This is a genomic window from Natrinema salaciae (assembly GCF_900110865.1).
Lineage (GTDB): Archaea > Halobacteriota > Halobacteria > Halobacteriales > Natrialbaceae > Natrinema > Natrinema salaciae.
The window spans coordinates 1-17,425 of the sequence record NZ_FOFD01000005.1; the positions used below are offsets into that span (position 1 = coordinate 1).

The following is a 17,425-nucleotide window of genomic DNA, read 5'->3' on the forward strand; positions in this document are numbered from 1 at the left end:
GAACTCGGCGACGACGGCAAAAAGATGACCATCGTCGCGACCAAGGGCAGCTTCGACATGGCCTACCCGCCGCTGATCCTCGCGAGCACGGCCGCTGCCTTCGGCTGGGACGTCGTCGTCTTCCACACCTTCTGGGGACTCGACATCCTCCACGAGGAGAAATCGGCAGACCTCAAACTGAGCGCCGTCGGCAACCCGAACATGCCGCTGCCGAACTCGATCGCCGCCCTTCCCGGGATGGACCGCATGGCCACCAAAATGATGCAGAAGAAAATCGACGAAAACGGCACCGCCACCATCCAGGAACTCATCGACCTCTCCCTCGAGCAGGGCGTCGACCTCCAGGCCTGCCAGATGACCATCGAACTGATGGACTACGACGAAGACGACTTCTACGACGGCGTCACGACCGGCGTCGGAGCCGCCACCGCCCTACAGCACATGGCCGAGTCCGACGTGCAACTCCTCGTTTAGTTCGTGACTGGTCCCGTCAGTGGACCTTCGGAGCCGCCCCCGTCCACGAAGCTGTCCCGCTCTTTGTGAGAAGCGATATCGGAACCCGGCGACCGCCGTTCGTGTCAGTTCGTTCATCGGACGGCTGCGAGCAACGACGGGCTCCACCGACTGTCCTCACAGTCCATGCGGCCGCGACAGCAATCTCGGCGAATGTTCCGTCGCCGTTTCCGATATATCGTCGACACGTATCGGTTCGAGCGCGGCACGGGCCGAAAACGAGACTACGGACCGATCTCCGGCGAGAACCCCACACTTTAGGAAGGGAGGAGAGTAGAAACGCCCAATCGGGACGTGCGAGCGAGAGCGACGACCCACGTGACCGAGGAGAGGTCATGTCGGACCACTACATCACAGCAGCGGAACATCTACCCGACGAGGAACAGACGGAAACGACGCTCCAGATCACCGACGCCGAGACGAAGCGGATATTCGAGGCACGGGTCCGGATCGCCCGGGCACCCGACGATCTCACCGATCCGCAACCGCTGCGGGTCGTCACAGGACCACACGAGAACGTCAGCGAAGAACGGTACGTGGAGTTCATCGACGAGATCGACTCGGCGGGGATCAACGACGGTCTCCTGCGTCGACTCACGAGCGAGCAGGAAACGACCTCGAACATCGTCAATACTCGATCCGACGATCTCAAGGTCGTGTTGCGCTATCTCGTCGAATCGGGGCAGTACGAATCGACCGCCGAGGCGCTCCGAGAGATTTCGTTTCGATACCTCGCGGATCACCACCCCGCCCTGCTCGAGTCGTACGAGGACGTCCGCACCGAGTTCGAAGCCGACCCGCTTCGGCGTGCCCTCACGGAACGAGAGTGACTCATGTCGGCTGAGTCGTTCCGAGAGTACCTCCGGCTTCTCGCGGACGAAGACGCCCTCGTCTCGGTCGCGGAGTCGGTGTCGTGGGACCTCGAGGCGAGCGCGATCACGACCCTCGCCAATCGGACCGACGGCGAAGTTCCGGTCTTCGAGTCGATCGAGGAGACCGCAATCGGCGCGACACTCGTCGGCGATCCGTATCGAGGGCCGGGATACAGGCCGTGGGCGCACCTCGCTCGAGCGTTCGGGCTACCAGCCGAGCTGTCGGGGCCGGCGTACTACGAGGCGGTCGTCGACCGACTCCGATCACCCCACGAACCGCGAGTCGTCGGGCGGGACGTGGCACCCTGTAAGAACGTCGTCCGGACCGGAACGGACGTCGACCTCCTGTCGATCCCCTGGCCGTACATCCATCAGGGCGACGGCGGACGGTACTCGAACCTCCACACCGTCGTCGCGCCGGATCCGGAGACGAAGTGGGGACACTGGTCGAGCCACCGCATGATGGTCCACGACGACGCCCTCGCCAGCCTGTTGTTTCTGGCGGGCGAACAGGCGCCGAATCGCTACTATTACGAATACGAACCGCAGGCGGAGCCGATGCCGGTGGCGGTCGTCCTGGGTGCCGAACCGGCCGTCCAGTGCAGTACGGAGATGTGGATTCCGACGGGGCGGAGCGAGGCCGCGTTCGCAGGTGGATTGAAAGACGGGGCAGTCGAGCTGGTCACGTGCGAGACGAACGACCTGTACGTTCCAGCGACGGCGGAGCTCGTCATCGAGGGACGCGTGGTCCCTCACGAGCGGCTCGACGAAGGCCCGTTCGGCGATTACTTCGGGTACATGAACGGCCCACGACGGTCCATGCCCGTGTTCGTCGTCGACGCGATAACCCGCCGGACGGAGCCGCACGTCCCGTTTTGCGTCGAGGGAACCGGCGTCGGATACGGCCAGAACTCCAGCAGCACGCTCCAGACCGCCGCGGCCGGTCCCGACGCGACCCTCGGCCTTCGGGCGGCCGGCTTCGACGTAACACTGGCCGTCCCGTGGCGCTTTACCTCGCGGACCGTCTGGGTCATCGCGACGGACCCTTCCTATCCGGGCTCCCTCCACGAGCTGGCGAACTTCGTGTTTACCACGTGGGGGATGCTCCACATCGATTTCTTCGTGTTCGTCGATGCCGACGTCGATCCACTCGATCCGCGGGCCGTGTTGACGGCGATCGCCCTCGAGGCCGACCCGGACGCCGACTTCCACCAGTTCGGCGTCGAACGAATGCCGAAAGTGCCGCTCAACATCTACCAGACACCTGACGAGAAGGGCAGCGCGGACGTCGGGACCTCGAAAGCCAAGACCGCGAAAGCGTACATCGACGCGACCAGCGACCGGCCGTCGGGGGAGGGGAACGGAACCGGAGACGTGACGGAGCTGCGAAAGCGCGCCCAGGAACTCCTCGTCGATGCGGGCCTCTCGCCGGCGCGGTTCGACCTCCTCGAGGAGGGGGGTGGATCTCGATGATTCCGTTCGCGCAGTATCTGCGGGGGCTGGCGAGCGACGGCGACCTGGTGACGCTCGACAGGCCCACCGACGTTCCGCCGGACGTCATCGCGTCCGAAGCGCTCCGCGCGAACGGGCCCGCACTCCGATACGGCGGAGACGACGGGGTCGACCTCGCCAGCGGGGCGTTCAGCGGCCCGGATCAGATGCAGCGCCGGGAAACGAAGCCGTGGTCACGGCTGGCACTGGGACTCGGACTGGAACCCGACGCGTCGTTCGTCACCGTACTCGAGGTGGTCACGGGGCTCGGACCCGCCGGCGACGAGGGGGAACCGACGTACACCGGGCAGGCGGCGTCGCGTACCCTCGGCAGCGTCCGGGCGCTACACCTGCCACGCGGTGTCGAGGACGTCTGGCCGTCACTGACGCTGGGCGTGGCCTCGGTGTCGACGTCGGACGGGTCCCACTGGGCACCGATTCACGGCTCCGTTATCGGCGACGACAAACTCGGCGTGTCCACCCCCGTCGCCCTCTCGTCGCTCCTGGATGACGACGGGATGCTCGCCATCGCCCTCGGAGTGCCACCGGCGGCCATCGCGACCGCGTACCTGCTCGCAGTGACGGGGTGCATCGACGTCCCGATCCAGGCCTGCGGCGTCGCGAACGACGTTCCGCTCGCCCCGACCAACGGCGGCCTCGTCCCGAGCGCGACGGAACTGGTCATCGAGACGTCGGTCGACGATCGCGACCCCGATTTCCAGTCGGACCGGCGCGAAGCGTGGGAACACGGCGTCGAAAGTACGCCGTTGGCGCTGTCGGTCGAACGGATCATCGCGACCGACGATCCGGTGATCCCCTTCTCTCCGCTCGGACGACCGCTCGCCGACGACCTGCAACTCGCGGGCGTAACGACCGCGGCGACGCTGTACCACCGCGTCAACGACTACTGGGGAATCTCGCCCGTCGAGTGGGTCCTGTTACCGGCGGAAGCCGAACTCGGCATCTGTTTCGTGGCCACCGACGTCCTTTATGCGGGCTTCGAGTGGCAACTCGCCAACATCCTCTTTACGTTCTCGTCGCTGTTCGACACCATCGTCATCGTCGACGACACCGTCCCGCCGCGAGAACTCGGACGCGTCCTCGGCGATATCTGGGTGAAAGCGCATCCGTCTCGAGACTGGATCTTCAGTGAACCGTCCGCACCGGCCGCAAACCGGCCTCGCTATCGACAGGACGGAACGACTGGCGCTCGGCTGTACGTGAACGCGGCCTGGGACCCTCGCTGGGAGGACTCGTACATCGCCCCGCGAGTCGCGTTCGAACGGTCGTTCCCGGACACCGTCCGTAGGGCGGCCCGAAAAGCGTGGAACACACGTCACGACCCGGGATCCGAAGACGGCGACCCCGACCGTCGCTGACCGACGGCCGCGACTGCGTGGTGGCAGCTACCGACTATCGTGTCGGTTACTAATCGAAAACAGAACCGTTTACGCCAGATGCTGTCGCTGTAACTTTTCTAACGTTAATAGTTTTGTGTATATTTCTACTGTTTTAGTTGCAGAATTTACCGGTGCGGTTATATAGGGGAACGGAATCCGAGCCGTGTATGGGTTCCAGCCACAACCTGTCCGACTACGAGACTGCACGGAAGCAGTTCTCGTGGGACGACATCTATGCAGCGGCCGACTGGGATGCACCGGGGAACCTGAACATCGCACACGAGGTCGCCGATCGTCACGCCGACGACCGCGAGAAAGTTGCGCTCTACCAGGTCGACACCGACGGGGAGCTCACGAAAACGACGTTCTGGGAGCTGGCCGATCGCTCGAGCCAGTTCGCGAACGTCCTCGAGGAACTCGGCGTCGAGCGGGGTGATCGCGTGTTCTCGTACATGCCGCGGATTCCGGAACACTACGTGGCGCTGATCGGAACGCTCAAGCGGGGCGCGGTCTGGGGCAGCGTCAACGAGCGGTTCGGTCCGGACGGCATCTCCTACCGGCTCGACGACTGTGACGCGACGGTCGTCGTCACCACGACCGACAATCGCGACACCGTCGACGCCGCGCTCGCCGACGCGCCGTCGGTCGAGCACGTCGTCACCGTCGACCGCGGCGGCGGTGCGCCCGCCGAGGACGTCGTGTTCAATACGGCGCTCGACGGTGCGAGTACGGCGTACGACACCGCCGACACCGGCGGCGAGGACGACGCGCTGCTCTATTACACGTCCGGGACGACCGGGCTGGCGAAAGGCGTCCTGCACAAACAGCGCTGGGTGGCCGGCGTGGCCGCCACGCAGAAGTACGCCGTCGACCTCCAGCCGGGTGACCTCTACTGGAGCACCGGCGACCTGGGCTGGTTGACCGGCGCGATCAACACGCTCGGTGCCTGGTTCTGGGGGGCCTCGCTGTTCACCTACGAGGGCGAGTTCGATCCGGAGGCGTGGGCCGACCTGCTCGACGACTATCCGATCACCGTCCTGTTCTCGGTTCCGACGGCCTACCGCATGCTCCGGGAGAAGGAGGAGGTGCTGGAGGGCGTCGACCTCGACCTGCGCCACGCGCTATCGATCGGCGAGCCCCTCAGCGCCGGCGTCGTCGAGTGGGGCGAGGACGAACTCGACGTCACCATCCTCGACACGTACGGCCAGACGGAGACGGGCAACATGATCATCAACAACTATCCCACGATGGAGCTCCGGCCCGGCTCGATGGGCAAGCCCCTCCCCGGAATCGAGGCCGACATCGTCGACCCCGAAACCGGTGCCGTGCTCGAGCCCGGCGAGACGGGCGAAATCGCCCAGCGAGGGGACTACCCCTGCTTCTTCGCCGAGTACTGGAACAAACCCGAGAAGACCGCGTCGTGTTTCGTCGACGGTCCCGACGGCAGGTGGTATCTCTCGGGCGACCTCGCGCACAAGGACGAGGACGGTTACGTCTGGTTCGAGGGGCGAGCGGACGACGTCATCCTCTCGTCGGGATACCGGATCGGCCCGTTCGAAGTCGAGAGTTCGCTGGGCGAGCACGAAGCCGTCGCCGAGGCCGCCGTCGTGCCCAAGCCCCACTCGGAGCGGGGCAACATCGTGAAGGCCTACATCGTTCTCAGCGAAGGCGCGACGCCCGCCGAGGATCTCAAAGCGGAGATCAAGGACCACGTGCGCGACGAACTCTCGGCCCACGAGTACCCTCGAGAGATCGAGTTCCGCGAGGAACTGCCGAAGACTGTCACCGGGAAGATCCGCCGAACCGAGCTCCGGGACGAGGCGGAAGGAGAGACCGAGGCGTCGCCGTAAGCGAGCGCCTCGCGAGACGAGCTATCGAAGACGACGAGCAGTTCGATCCACCGCACGATGAATTTCGAATCTACAGACGAACGTTCGATGATCCGGTCGACCGCGGAATCCGTCGCGGCCGAATACGGACCGGAGTACTGGCGAGCAAAAGAAGAACACGGCGAGTTTGCCCAGGAGTACTGGGACGAGCTCGCCGAGGCTGGCTTCCACGGGCTACTGGTCCCCGAGGAGTACGGCGGCGCCGGCATGGGGATGCAGGAGATGGGGCTGGCGATGGAGACGCTCTGCGCCGAGGGCTGTGGCATGGCCGGCACCTGGTATCTGGTGCTCACCGCGGGGATGGCCGCCGTCGGCATCCGCGAGAACGGCACCGAGACCCAGAAGGAGACCTACCTGCCCGACATCGCCGCCGGCGAGCGGAACTTCTCCATCGGCATCACCGAGCCCGAAGCGGGAACGAACACGCTGAACGTCGCCACGCGGGCCCAGAAGGAGTCCGCCGAGGAAACCACGGCTGACCCATCGGAAGCCGTCGCTTCCGAGGACGGCGACGAGTACGTCCTCAACGGGACCAAGGCGTGGATCACCTTCGCCGATCGGGCGGACAATATGATCCTCGTTACCCGTACGACCCCGCGCGAGGCGGTCGACCAGGGCACCGACGGCATCAGCCTGTTCATCGTCGATATGGACGACCCCGGGATCGAGGTCTCGCCGATCCCCAAACACGGGATCAACTACTCGAACTCCTGTGAGGTGTTCATCGAGGACGTTCGCGTCCCCGAGGAGAACCTGCTCGGTACGGAAGACGAGGGCTGGTGGGCGCTCGTCGACATGTTGAACCCCGAGCGCATCGGCTTCGCCGCGGCCGGGACGGGGATCGGGAAACTGGCCGCCGAGACCGCCATCGAGTACGCCACCGACCGGGAGGTGTTCGGTGCCCCGGTCGGGAGCCACCAGGCCGTCTCCTTCCCCATCACGCAGGCCTACGCGCGGATGGAGACGGCCGCGCTGATGCGCGAGAAAGCCGCCTGGCTCTACGACCACGGCGAGGACTGCGGCTACGAGACCAACGTCGCGAAAGCGACGGCCGTCAGCGCCGGCATCGAGGCGGTCAAGCAGTCGATGCAGGCGTTCGGCGGCTGGGGCTACGCGACGGAATACGACGTCGAGCGGTGGTGGCGTGAGATCAACCTCACGCGGTTAGCCCCCGTCTCCCAGCAGATGGCGTACAACCACATCGGCCAGCAGCTCGGCTTCCCCAAATCCTACTGATCATGTTCGAGAAAGTTCTCGTCGCCAATCGCGGCGAAATCGCCGTTCGCGTGATGGCAGCGTGCGAAGAACTCGGTATCGAGACGGTCGCCATCTACAGCGACGCCGACCGCAACGCCGGCCACGTCGACTACGCCGACGAGGCGTACAACGTCGGTCCGGCACCGGCCAGCGAGTCGTACCTCGATCAGGCGGCGATCGTCGACGTCGCCGAACGCGCCGGCGCGGACGCGATCCATCCCGGTTACGGCTTCCTCGCCGAAAACGCCGCGTTCGCCCGCCGCGTCGAATCGACGGCCGGCGTCACGTGGGTCGGACCGCCCAGCGACGCCATGGAGACGCTCGGCGAGAAGACGACGGCCCGGACCGTCATGCGGGAGGCCGGCGTTCCGGTCGTCCCCGGGACGACCGAACCGGTCGCCGACGCCGACGACGTGCGGACGCTGGGTTCGGAGTACGGCTACCCCATCGCCATCAAGGCCGACGGCGGCGGTGGCGGCCGGGGCATGAAGATCGTCCGCGGCGAGGCCGAAGTCGAGGACGCGCTCGAGAGCGCACGGCGCGAGGGCGAGGCGTACTTCGACAACGACACGGTCTACGTCGAGAAATACCTCGACGCCCCCAAACACATCGAGGTGCAGGTGATCGCCGACCGTCACGGCAACGTCCGACACCTCGGCGAGCGCGACTGCTCGCTCCAGCGTCGCCACCAGAAGGTCATCGAAGAAGCGCCGAGCCCGGCGCTCGACGCCGACCTGCGCGACGAGATCGCCGAGGCCGCTCGCCGAGGCGTCCGTGAAGCCGGATACACGAACGCCGGAACCGTCGAGTTCCTCGTCGAAGATGGCGCGTTCTACTTCATGGAGGTGAACACCCGCATCCAGGTCGAACACACCGTCACCGAGGAAGTGACGGGAATCGACATCGTCCGGTGGCAGCTGCGGGTCGCCGCCGGCGAGGAACTCGCGTTCGACCAGAACGCCGTCGAAATCGACGGTCACGCGGTCGAGTACCGCATCAACGCCGAGAATCCGGCCGCCGACTTCGCACCGACTCCCGGCCGGCTCACTACCTACAGGCCACCGTCGAGCATCGGCGTCCGCCTCGACCACGCGGTCGCGCAGGGCGACGAGATCGGCGGCGACTACGACTCGATGATCGCGAAACTGATCGTCAGCGGCGACGACCGCGATCACTGCCTCGAGCGATCGAAGCGGGCGCTCGAGCACTTCGACGTCGAAGGTGTGCACACGACGATCCCCTTCCACCGGCTGGTGCTCGACGACGACGTCTTCGTCGCCGGGGATCACACCACGAACTACCTCGATCGAGCGTTCGACGCCGACGCGCTCGAGACGGCCGTCGACCGCTGGGGACCCGCAGCGGCGACCGACGGCGATGGCACGCGGTCGACGACGTCGGCGGTGACCGTCGAAGTCGATGGCCGGCGGTTCGACGTCGTCATCGAGGATGGGGCCCCACAGGCTGCCGTCGAGAGCGGCGACACCCAAACCGGTCCCGGCGGTGACACCGGAGCGGACGGTACCGCCGCGGTCGCCACCGGCGACGCCGTCACCGCGGAGATGCAGGGGACGATCCTCTCGGTCGCCGTCGAGGAGGGCGACGACGTCGCGGCCGGGGACGTCGTCTGCGTGCTCGAGGCGATGAAGATGGAAAACGACGTGGTCGCCGCCAGCGGCGGGACGGTCGAATCGGTTCCGATCACGGCGGGTGACTCCGTCGATATGGGCGACACCCTCATCACACTGGAGTAATCACGATGCGAGTCAGTATTTCCGACGACGCGACCGAAGCACAGGCGCGAGCGATCGCCGAAGCCATGGCGTTGCAGTACCGTGACGACGTGACCGTCGTCACCGATGGCGGCGACGAACTCGGCAGCGCCTCCTACGACGGCAGCTCCGACACGACGCCGGGAACAGACCCGGACGACCTCGGGCCGACGGCCCGCGAGGAGGCACTGCGCGAGGAAATCGACGACATCCTCGAGGGCGGCCCGGAGAAGTACAGGGAGCAACTCCCGGAGGAGGGGAAGCTATTCGTCCGCGACCGGCTCGACCTCTGGTTCGGTGACGACTTCCTCTTCGAGGACGGGAAATTCGCGGCGTTCGACGACTGGCACCCGAGCGGGTCGAACGTCGACGACGGGACCGACGACCGGCTCCCGGCCGACGGCCTGATCACGGGCGCCGCCGAGTTCGAGGGCCGTGACATTCACGTCATGGCCAACGACTACACGGTCAAGCGAGGCAGCATGGCCGCGAAAGGGGTCGAGAAGTTCCTGCGGATGCAACAGCGTGCCCTGAAGACGGGCAAGCCGGTGCTGTATCTGATGGACTCCTCGGGTGGCCGGATCGACCAGCAGACCGGGTTCTTCGCGAACCGCGAGGGCATCGGGAAGTACTACTACAATCACTCGATGCTTTCGGGACGCGTGCCACAGATCTGCGTGCTGTACGGCCCCTGTATCGCCGGGGCGGCCTACACGCCTATCTTCGCGGACTTTACCGTCATGGTCCGGGACGTGAGTGCGATGGCCATCGCCAGCCCGCGAATGGTCGAGATGGTCACCGGTGAGGAGATCGACCTCGAAGCGCTGGGCGGCCCGGACGTCCACGCACAGTACTCCGGAAGCGCGGACCTCGTCGCCGAAGACGAAGCGCACGCCCGGGAGCTCGTCGCGCAGCTCATCGGCTACCTGCCGAACAACAGCGACGAAACGCCGCCGCGAACCGACGGCCGGGCTCCCGCCAGTTCGCCGGCGGGCATCGACGCGATCGTCCCGCAGGAGCCGAACAAGGGCTACGACATGTTCGACGTCATCGAGCGAGTCGTCGACGCCGGCTCGGTGCTCGAGTTGCGGCCGCAGTTCGGCCAGGAGATCATCACCGCCTTCGCCCGGATCGACGGCCGGCCGGTCGGGATCGTCGCCAACCAGCCCGCCCACCGCGCCGGTGCGATCTTCCCCGACGCAGCCGAGAAAGCGGCCCAGTTCATCTGGACCTGTGACGCGTACGACGTCCCGCTGCTGTACCTCTGTGACACGCCCGGTTTCATGGCCGGCTCACAGGTCGAGAAGGAGGGAATCCTCGAGCAGGGGAAGAAGATGATCTACGCCACCTCGTCCGCGACGGTTCCCAAACAGTCGGTCGTCGTCCGGAAAGCCTACGGGGCAGGTATCTACGCGATGTCCGGTCCGGCCTACGACCCCGAGAGCGTCATCGGCCTCCCTTCGGGCGAGATCGCGATCATGGGGCCGGAGGCGGCGATCAACGCCGTCTACGCGCGCAAGCTCGCCGAAATCGACGACGAGGAGGAACGCGAGCGAACGGAACGGGAACTCCGGGAGGCGTACCGAGAGGACATCGACGTGCACCGAATGGCCAGCGAGGTCGTCGTCGACGAGATCGTTCCGCCGAGCTCGCTCCGCGAGGAGCTCACCGCCCGCTTTGCCTTCTACGAGACCGTCGAGAAGGATCTCCCGGACAAGAAACACGGAACGATCCTCTGAGCCCCAGCGACGACGGGGTCGGACGACGAGGCGTTCGAGGGCGACGATGGCCGACGAGCACGAAGCCGGCGACGGCGAGCGCGGGATCGTCACCATGCACGTCGACGTGTTCAGGGTGACCGAGCCGGATGAACCGCTGGTCTGTGCGTTCGGCCGGACGGCGCTCTCGCCGAAACGGGAACACGAACCGTCGCGATGCCGGATGGCTGGGCCGAACCGGTTCGCTCCGGCCCCTACTCGGCGACGCCGACGATCCATCGCCACCGCTGTTCGACGGTCCCCTCGAGGCCGTCGAGCAGATCGCGCGCCTTCGCGACGCGTTCCTCGGCGTCGAGTGTCGGATAGAGGCGCGCCGCCATCGCCGGAATGGTGTGGAACCGCCGGACGTCCGCGGCCGTCGTCGCGAACCGCCAGGTGCCCGCGGTGACGGCGAACGCGTCCTCGAGCGCCGCCTCGACCTCGTCGGCCCCCGCCGGCGACCGCGACTCCCGGTCGAGGGCGGCGAAGACGTCCGTTCCGTCGGCGTCGACCCAGCCGAGCGGCGCGACGGCACCGACGACTCCGCCCGACCGCAGGACCCGAGCGGCCTCCCGCACCGCGACCGCGGGATCGGGGGCGAGAAACAGCGACGCGGTGAACGCGACCCCGTCGAACGCGTCGGCGGTGAACGGCAGGCGGTCGAAATCCGCCACGACGCGCGGCGCGGACTCGAGTTCGCGCAGCATCTCACGACTGATGTCCAGCGCGACCGTCCGTCGCGACCGTTCGTCGAACACGCGCGTGCTCACGCCCGTGCCGGCCCCGGCGTCGAGAACGGACGTGAAGTGACCGTCCGCTCGAACCGACATCTCGGCGGCCAGCAGCCGCGCGAGCGCCGTGAACCGGCCGGTTCGCCGTTCGTAGGCGTCGTAAGCGGAGACGCTGTCGTCGAAGTTAGTCCGGACGACGGCCTTCATACGCCCCGAGACGACCGGCGGCGGAATATGCGTTCCCATTCGACGCACCCGCCGGATCGACCTGTCGACGTATCGCTCGCTACCCGGCCGAACCCACGAGAGACCGGTCCCGCTGCTCGACGGCGGGCGGATACCTACTCGTCCGGGTTTCGCCGCTCGATCATTCCCGTAACCGTGTAGGAGAGGACGACGTCGCCGTCCTGGTTCAGCACTTCCACGGCGTTGTCCACGTACCCGCGACGCGGATCACTCTCGGAGCGGTGTTTGTCCAGCACCTCGGTTCGAAGCGACAACGTGTCGCCCGGCGTGACCGGTTGCTGCCACCGGAGTTCGTCCGCGCCGCGACCGCCCATGCCCGCCTGCTCGAGGAGGTGGTTGTCGACGAGCATCCGCATGGATATCGCGGCGGTGTGCCACCCCGACGCGACTAACTCGCCGAACGCCGACTCGTTCGCCGCGTCCTCGTCCGTGTGGAACGGCTGCGGATCGTACTGTTCGGCGAATTCGAGTATCTCCTCCTCGGTGACGTGATAGTCACCGAACTCCTCGACCGTCCCGACCTCGATGTCTTCGAAGTAGCGCATCGGTAGTGAGGACGCAGAAGACGGAAAAAAGACTAGCGGACGACGTGTGATGCGCTCCGAGTGACCGTGCCCGCGCCAGCGAAGGCGCTCGAGTCGCCGTCCGAGCGCGAACGAAGCGACGCGTCTCGATCGGCCACGAGGACGCGCCGGCGGACGCACAGCGAGCCATCGACGAGTTCGTTCTCGACTCGCCGTCCGCCGACGAGTGACTCGAGCGGTGTCGACCCCCGGCCGCCTCGAGGCGCCGCTCGCTCGTCGGTACCTCCATCGGCCGCAGTCGTTTCGACGCCAGAGACACGGACGACCGTCATCTCCTCAGTCTTCGTCGTCCGGAGAGCCGAAGATCCCTCGCTCGGCCAACTCGTCGAGCACCCCCTCGGAATACCCGCGCTCGCGGAACACCAGTGGTATCGTTCCAGGGATGCGACTACCGATACCGCTCGTCGGCGTATCGACGACACCTGGGAAACGTGGACCGCCTCGAGATCGCGCGGCTCGGGAGCGGTTCCGCTCGTCGTTTCGGTGGACGAGTCTTCCGGCGACCCGGAGACGCCCACCCTGCGCTGCCGATCGCGCTCGACAGCCTCTGCGAGCGATATCTGGACGGGGCGAACGGTGATAACGGTGGTGGATGCGCCCACTGACGAACTGCCCGTACGTAGCCGTGACGGAAACCAGTTCGTCCGCTCCTGTCGGCGGTCAGTAGCCAGTCGATCAGCCGCACGTAAAACTTATGTCGTGATGTAACTAATTTGAACTATGAACGCCTCCACGCTGCGTGCCATCTACAACTATGGCGCGGTCCTCTCGGTCATCGCAACCGCCGTTGCCGCGGTCGCGTTCGTCGTGAACGGACAAAACAGCTTCCTCGGGCTACTCTTCGGGTTTTTTGGCCCGTTCTGCGGGTTCTTCTTCATCGGAGCGGTCCTCTCCCACACGGCCAGGTATCACGACTTGGGAGAAGAATGCTTACGCGGAATCGTGTGGCACTTCGGAAGCCTCGTCGGCTGGGGAGTTATCGCCACCGCCTCGAATGCGCTATCGATAACGCCGTTTACCGTGTTCGGACTCCCGGTACTCACAGCCCTCGGGATCGTTCTCCTGTTTGTCGGTATCCGGCGGGAGACGGGGCTCGATCTGAAAGCGAAGACCGAAAGCGGTCAACTGCTACTATCGATACTCGGAACGATCGTCGGCGGGTTTCTCGTCCTCTCTTTTGTCCTCGTCGAGGGGCGTTCGCCGCTGCTCGTCCCCGTCTACCTCCTTGCGACGGTCGTCGGATTCGGGCTCTGGCAGCGACACTTGCGACCGCAGCGAGTCGCCTGAGACGGAGCCCGGCCGCTCGAGACAGCCGTCGTGACGGAACGAAAAACGCGGCGTTCGTGAAATCGCTACGTGCCGTCCTGGTCGTTCGACGCCGCTGTGACTTGCCCGCCGTCGCTGGCCGTCGCGACGGCCGAACTGTCGCTCGGTGCGTCGAAGGAGACGTCCGGACCGAGATACTTCGTCCAGACGACGAGCAGGCTCGGGAGGACGAGCACGCTCGCGAGGAACGCGTAGATGATCGTCATCCCGGTGATGATCCCGAACTGCTGGAGCGGCGGGAGGATGGCGACGACGAGGACGCCGAAGCCGCCGACGGTCGTCGCAGCGCTGCCCAGTAGTGCGCCGCCAGTGCCGGTGACCGTCCGCGACATCGCTTCCCAGACCGACCCCGTCCGTTCCAGTTCCAGACTGTACCGTTCGCTCATGTGGATGCTGTAGGCGACGCCGAGCCCGACGGTGAGGCTCGTGATCATCCCCGTCATGACGTTGAAGGGGATCTCGAGCAGGGCCATCGTCCCGAGAATCCACGAGACGCTGAACACGACAGGGAGCAGCGTCACCGCGCCGAGCGTCGCGCTCCCCTTCGTGAGCCGATAGGCGACCATCAGGAACACGAAGACGGCCACGAGCGTTATCAGCAGGCTCTCGATGACCGTGTCCATCAGTTGCTCCTGGACGATGTCGAACAGGATCGTCTGTCCGGTCGCGGTGGCCTCGAGCCCGTTCCCGTCGAGCCCGTCCGCGATAGCTTGCATCTCGGTCGTGACATCGCTCATCGCCGCGGCCCCGCTCGTCGAGACGACCATCCGAACGGCCTCGTAGTCGCCGTCTTGGGTCCGGTGGATGACGCCGGCCGCCTCGTCGGGGGCGACGGCGAACAGCTCGTCGTACACCTGCTCGACGTTCCGGTCGGGCACCCCGTCGCCGTCGGTGTCCGCCGCGGTGAGCGTCGCGTTGAACGACTCGTTCTCCGCGGCGACCCGTTGCATCGTCCGGAGCGGACTCTGAACGTCGGCCTCGTCGCTCGAGAGGGGGACCGCGACGTCGCTGTCGGCGGCCTCGCGCTCGGCCTCGGAGAGCCGCCGTACCGTCTCGGGATCGGTTACGGTACCCTCGACGAGGATCTGCGCCTGGGAATCCTCACGGACGAAGTTCCGATTGACGAACGCGAGGTTCTCCTTCATCGAGTAGTCGCTGGGCTCGAGCGGGCCGGGAAGGGTGCTCGTCCACTCCGGGGGATCCTCCGCGATGAAATCCTCCTGATCGAAGCTGGTGTCTACCTGCGTCGCCCCGTACGCGCCGCCCGCGCTCACGAGGGCTGCGACGAGGATGACGACGATCGGAACCCGTCGCGCCGCCGTCGACCCGGTGGACAACAGCTGGCTGAACCGGCCACCGCCCGTTCCGAACGCCCGCTTGCGCCGATCGAAGCCGCGATTCTCGAGGCGTTCGTCCAGTTCGACCTTGAGAGCCGGAACCAGCGTTCCGAACACGAGCAGGGCTGCCGTGATGCCGACCGCGCTGACGATACCGAAGTCCTGAATCGGCGGCACCGGACTCGTGAGGTTCGAGAGGAATCCGATAGCCGTCGTCGCAGTCACCAACACGAGGGCGATGCCGACGCCGGCCAGCGCCACCCGCATCGAGCCACGAGCGTCGTCATCGCCGTACGCACCACCGTGCTGGCGCTGCTCGCGGTGGCGCATGAAGATGTGGATCGCGTAGTCGATCGACAGCCCGATCAGGAGGACCGGGACCGCGATGAACATCTGGTTGAAGTCGATACCCGCCCAGCCCATGAAGCCGAACGTCCAGACGAGGACGGCGACGATACCGAACAGGCCGAGGAGGATGTCCAGCAGATCGCGGTACGCGACCAACAGGGCGACGACGACGAACAGCAGCGCGAGCGGACCGACGATCGCGAGGCTATCGCCCATCGAGTTCTCGATCTCCTGGCTCATGACTCCGCCGCCGAAGACGATGACCGACGATCCGTCTCCCGCGACGTCCTCGTTCGCGATGGACTGCATGGCCAGTTGCGCATCGACGACCGCGTCGGATGCCGTTCCGCCTCGACCGCCGCCACCCTCGCTCTGGTGTGTGACCATCAGCATCGTCGCGTTCGAACTCGTCGAACCCGCCTCGTAGTTCGTCGGCATGAACGCCAGCCCACTCAGCTGCCCGGCCGACTCCTCACCCAGGACGGTATCGAGCGCGCGTTCGTACTCGGTGGCGTTCATCGACTCGACCGCGTCGATCTGTTCCTGCAGCGTGGGCGACGTGGCGTTCTCCAGCGCCGCCTGCTGTTCCGCCAGCTGGCCGCCGAGTTCCTCGAGCCGATCGGCCTGTGACTCGAGGTCCTCGCTGCGCCGTTCGAGGTCCTGGTACTCGTCGGCGAGGACACCCTGCGTGCCGAGCCGGGAGGCCGCCGCGATCTGTGACTCGTTCTCGGCGTTTCTGCGGAGCTGCGCCGACTCGTTGAACGTCGCGTACTGCGTGTCGTCGAGTTCGACCGACGAGTTCGCGGCTACCGCATCGAACTGCGCCCGCGGCGATGCCGACGGCTCCTCGTGAAGCGTGTCGAGAGCCGCACGCAGCTCCCGTTGAGTCGCGTTCAGTTCCGCACGTCGTTCCTCCAACGCGCCACGTTCCTCCCGAACGGTCGCGTTCACCGCCTCGAACTCCGCAGCCGTCGCCGCTAACTCGCGCTGTTGCTCGCCGGTAATCGACGCGATCGCGAGGAGATTCGCGACGCCGATCGTCGGCCGGTCGTCGACGAGCGTCCGGTCGATCGTCTCGTTCTCCCGGAACGACTGTTGGAGCCGAAGAGTCTCGAGTTGCGAGTCCCGTGTGAGGACGTTGTCGCCCCGCACGATCACCTGAGCTACGGTCGTGTTGTTCGGGCCGGTCGAGAAGTTCGCTTCGACGTACTCCAGTTTCTCGGATTCCGTGGTATCGCTCTGGAACTGCCCGAGGTCCGACGACTGCTCGATCGTCCCGGCACCGGCACCCGCAACGACCGTGAGTACGAGCATGACAGCGATCACGGGTCGACTGTACGCCATAATCGTCTCGGCGAATCGATCGACCCAGCTCATGCGTCGAACCGGCCTCCACGAGCACCGTCCGCGTCCGTTTCACTCGAGCGGGGCGGAAGACCGGCATCGAACCGACAGGGCGATACAGCGATCGACAGTCGTGGATTCGCCGCCGGACTCATCGCCACCCACTCCGTCGAGACGCTCGTTCGTCTCGAGCGTTCCGGTGAGCGATTCGCGGCCGTCTCGATCCTGTGCGCTGCGATAGACGAGCGGACCCGACGGATTCGTCCGGAGGGAATCCCGTTTCGGCAGTTCGTTTCAGTTCGGCAACCATCACTGACTGACTAATTAGTCAGTACACATCAACCTTTTCACTGCAGCCCGCAGTAGCGTGGCTACGCGTCGAAACGAGGGACAGAACGCGTCGATACGGGCTGATCGTTCAGTCAATTCTGTACCGGGAACACGAATACGGTACGGGAAATTGAACCGCTACAGGCCCGAATCGGGCGCGGATCACCGCCGAGAGGACCGATAACGTCGACCAGAGGTCCACCGTGGACGACCCCGAAGAGACCCCCG

Annotated in this window: 13 protein-coding genes; 9 read left to right on the plus strand and 4 right to left on the minus strand. The window is 65.9% G+C overall.

Annotated features, from left to right (window positions below; genetic code table 11):
• The 8 genes from BMX07_RS16875 to BMX07_RS16910 form a co-directional block, all read left to right on the plus strand.
• Positions 1-474 (plus strand): DsrE/DsrF/DrsH-like family protein (locus tag BMX07_RS16875; protein WP_090620688.1); only part of this gene is annotated, 474 nt, incomplete at its 5' end.
• A gap of 374 nt (positions 475-848) precedes the next feature.
• Positions 849-1,343: a ubiD operon protein gene (locus tag BMX07_RS16880; protein ID WP_090620011.1), complete on the plus strand. Its 495-nt coding sequence runs from the start codon at positions 849-851 to the stop codon at positions 1,341-1,343.
• Positions 1,344-1,346: 3 nt separating this feature from the next.
• Positions 1,347-2,858, plus strand: a complete 1,512-nt coding sequence (locus BMX07_RS16885; protein WP_090620013.1) for a UbiD family decarboxylase — start codon at positions 1,347-1,349, stop codon at positions 2,856-2,858.
• Positions 2,855-4,255 (plus strand): UbiD family decarboxylase, encoded by a 1,401-nt coding sequence (locus BMX07_RS16890; RefSeq protein WP_090620016.1) that lies wholly within the window; start codon positions 2,855-2,857, stop codon positions 4,253-4,255. The genes BMX07_RS16885 and BMX07_RS16890 overlap by 4 nt, the downstream gene beginning before the upstream one ends.
• A gap of 188 nt (positions 4,256-4,443) precedes the next feature.
• Positions 4,444-6,126, plus strand: coding sequence for an acetate--CoA ligase (locus tag BMX07_RS16895; RefSeq protein ID WP_090620019.1), 1,683 nt, complete (start codon positions 4,444-4,446; stop codon positions 6,124-6,126).
• Positions 6,127-6,183: 57 nt separating this feature from the next.
• Positions 6,184-7,401: an acyl-CoA dehydrogenase family protein gene (locus tag BMX07_RS16900; RefSeq protein ID WP_090620022.1), complete on the plus strand. Its 1,218-nt coding sequence runs from the start codon at positions 6,184-6,186 to the stop codon at positions 7,399-7,401.
• Positions 7,402-7,403: 2 nt separating this feature from the next.
• Positions 7,404-9,176, plus strand: coding sequence for an acetyl-CoA carboxylase biotin carboxylase subunit (locus tag BMX07_RS16905; protein ID WP_090620024.1), 1,773 nt, complete (start codon positions 7,404-7,406; stop codon positions 9,174-9,176).
• 5 nt (positions 9,177-9,181) lie between these two features.
• Complete coding sequence (locus BMX07_RS16910) at positions 9,182-10,933, plus strand: acyl-CoA carboxylase subunit beta (RefSeq protein ID WP_090620027.1); 1,752 nt, start codon at positions 9,182-9,184, stop codon at positions 10,931-10,933.
• 233 nt (positions 10,934-11,166) lie between these two features.
• On the opposite strand, the gene BMX07_RS16915 is transcribed toward BMX07_RS16910, so the two are convergent.
• The 3 genes from BMX07_RS16915 to BMX07_RS16925 form a co-directional block, all read right to left on the minus strand.
• Entirely contained in the window at positions 11,167-11,889 is a 723-nt protein-coding gene (locus BMX07_RS16915) for a class I SAM-dependent methyltransferase (RefSeq protein WP_090620690.1), read from the minus strand.
• 134 nt (positions 11,890-12,023) lie between these two features.
• Positions 12,024-12,473 (minus strand): MaoC family dehydratase, encoded by a 450-nt coding sequence (locus BMX07_RS16920; RefSeq protein ID WP_090620029.1) that lies wholly within the window; start codon positions 12,471-12,473, stop codon positions 12,024-12,026.
• Between the two features lie 32 nt (positions 12,474-12,505).
• Complete coding sequence (locus BMX07_RS16925) at positions 12,506-12,784, minus strand: hypothetical protein (RefSeq protein ID WP_090620032.1); 279 nt, start codon at positions 12,782-12,784, stop codon at positions 12,506-12,508.
• 448 nt (positions 12,785-13,232) lie between these two features.
• Between BMX07_RS16925 and BMX07_RS16930 the strand changes: the two genes are divergently transcribed.
• A complete protein-coding gene (locus tag BMX07_RS16930) occupies positions 13,233-13,799 on the plus strand; it encodes a hypothetical protein (RefSeq protein ID WP_090620035.1) in 567 nt (188 codons plus the stop codon).
• Between the two features lie 65 nt (positions 13,800-13,864).
• Here the strand turns inward: BMX07_RS16930 and BMX07_RS16935 are convergent, their stop codons facing one another.
• A complete protein-coding gene (locus BMX07_RS16935) occupies positions 13,865-16,900 on the minus strand; it encodes an MMPL family transporter (RefSeq protein ID WP_090620038.1) in 3,036 nt (1,011 codons plus the stop codon).
• Positions 16,901-17,425: the final 525 nt, after the last annotated feature.

Coding starts and splice junctions, on each gene's coding strand:
- BMX07_RS16880 (WP_090620011.1), top strand. CDS start 849: ATGTCGGACCACTACATCACAGCAGCGGAACATCTACCCGACGAGGAA.
- BMX07_RS16885 (WP_090620013.1), top strand. CDS start 1,347: ATGTCGGCTGAGTCGTTCCGAGAGTACCTCCGGCTTCTCGCGGACGAA.
- BMX07_RS16890 (WP_090620016.1), top strand. CDS start 2,855: ATGATTCCGTTCGCGCAGTATCTGCGGGGGCTGGCGAGCGACGGCGAC.
- BMX07_RS16895 (WP_090620019.1), top strand. CDS start 4,444: ATGGGTTCCAGCCACAACCTGTCCGACTACGAGACTGCACGGAAGCAG.
- BMX07_RS16900 (WP_090620022.1), top strand. CDS start 6,184: ATGAATTTCGAATCTACAGACGAACGTTCGATGATCCGGTCGACCGCG.
- BMX07_RS16905 (WP_090620024.1), top strand. CDS start 7,404: ATGTTCGAGAAAGTTCTCGTCGCCAATCGCGGCGAAATCGCCGTTCGC.
- BMX07_RS16910 (WP_090620027.1), top strand. CDS start 9,182: ATGCGAGTCAGTATTTCCGACGACGCGACCGAAGCACAGGCGCGAGCG.
- BMX07_RS16915 (WP_090620690.1), bottom strand. CDS start 11,889: ATGAAGGCCGTCGTCCGGACTAACTTCGACGACAGCGTCTCCGCTTAC.
- BMX07_RS16920 (WP_090620029.1), bottom strand. CDS start 12,473: ATGCGCTACTTCGAAGACATCGAGGTCGGGACGGTCGAGGAGTTCGGT.
- BMX07_RS16925 (WP_090620032.1), bottom strand. CDS start 12,784: ATGACGGTCGTCCGTGTCTCTGGCGTCGAAACGACTGCGGCCGATGGA.
- BMX07_RS16930 (WP_090620035.1), top strand. CDS start 13,233: ATGAACGCCTCCACGCTGCGTGCCATCTACAACTATGGCGCGGTCCTC.
- BMX07_RS16935 (WP_090620038.1), bottom strand. CDS start 16,900: ATGAGCTGGGTCGATCGATTCGCCGAGACGATTATGGCGTACAGTCGA.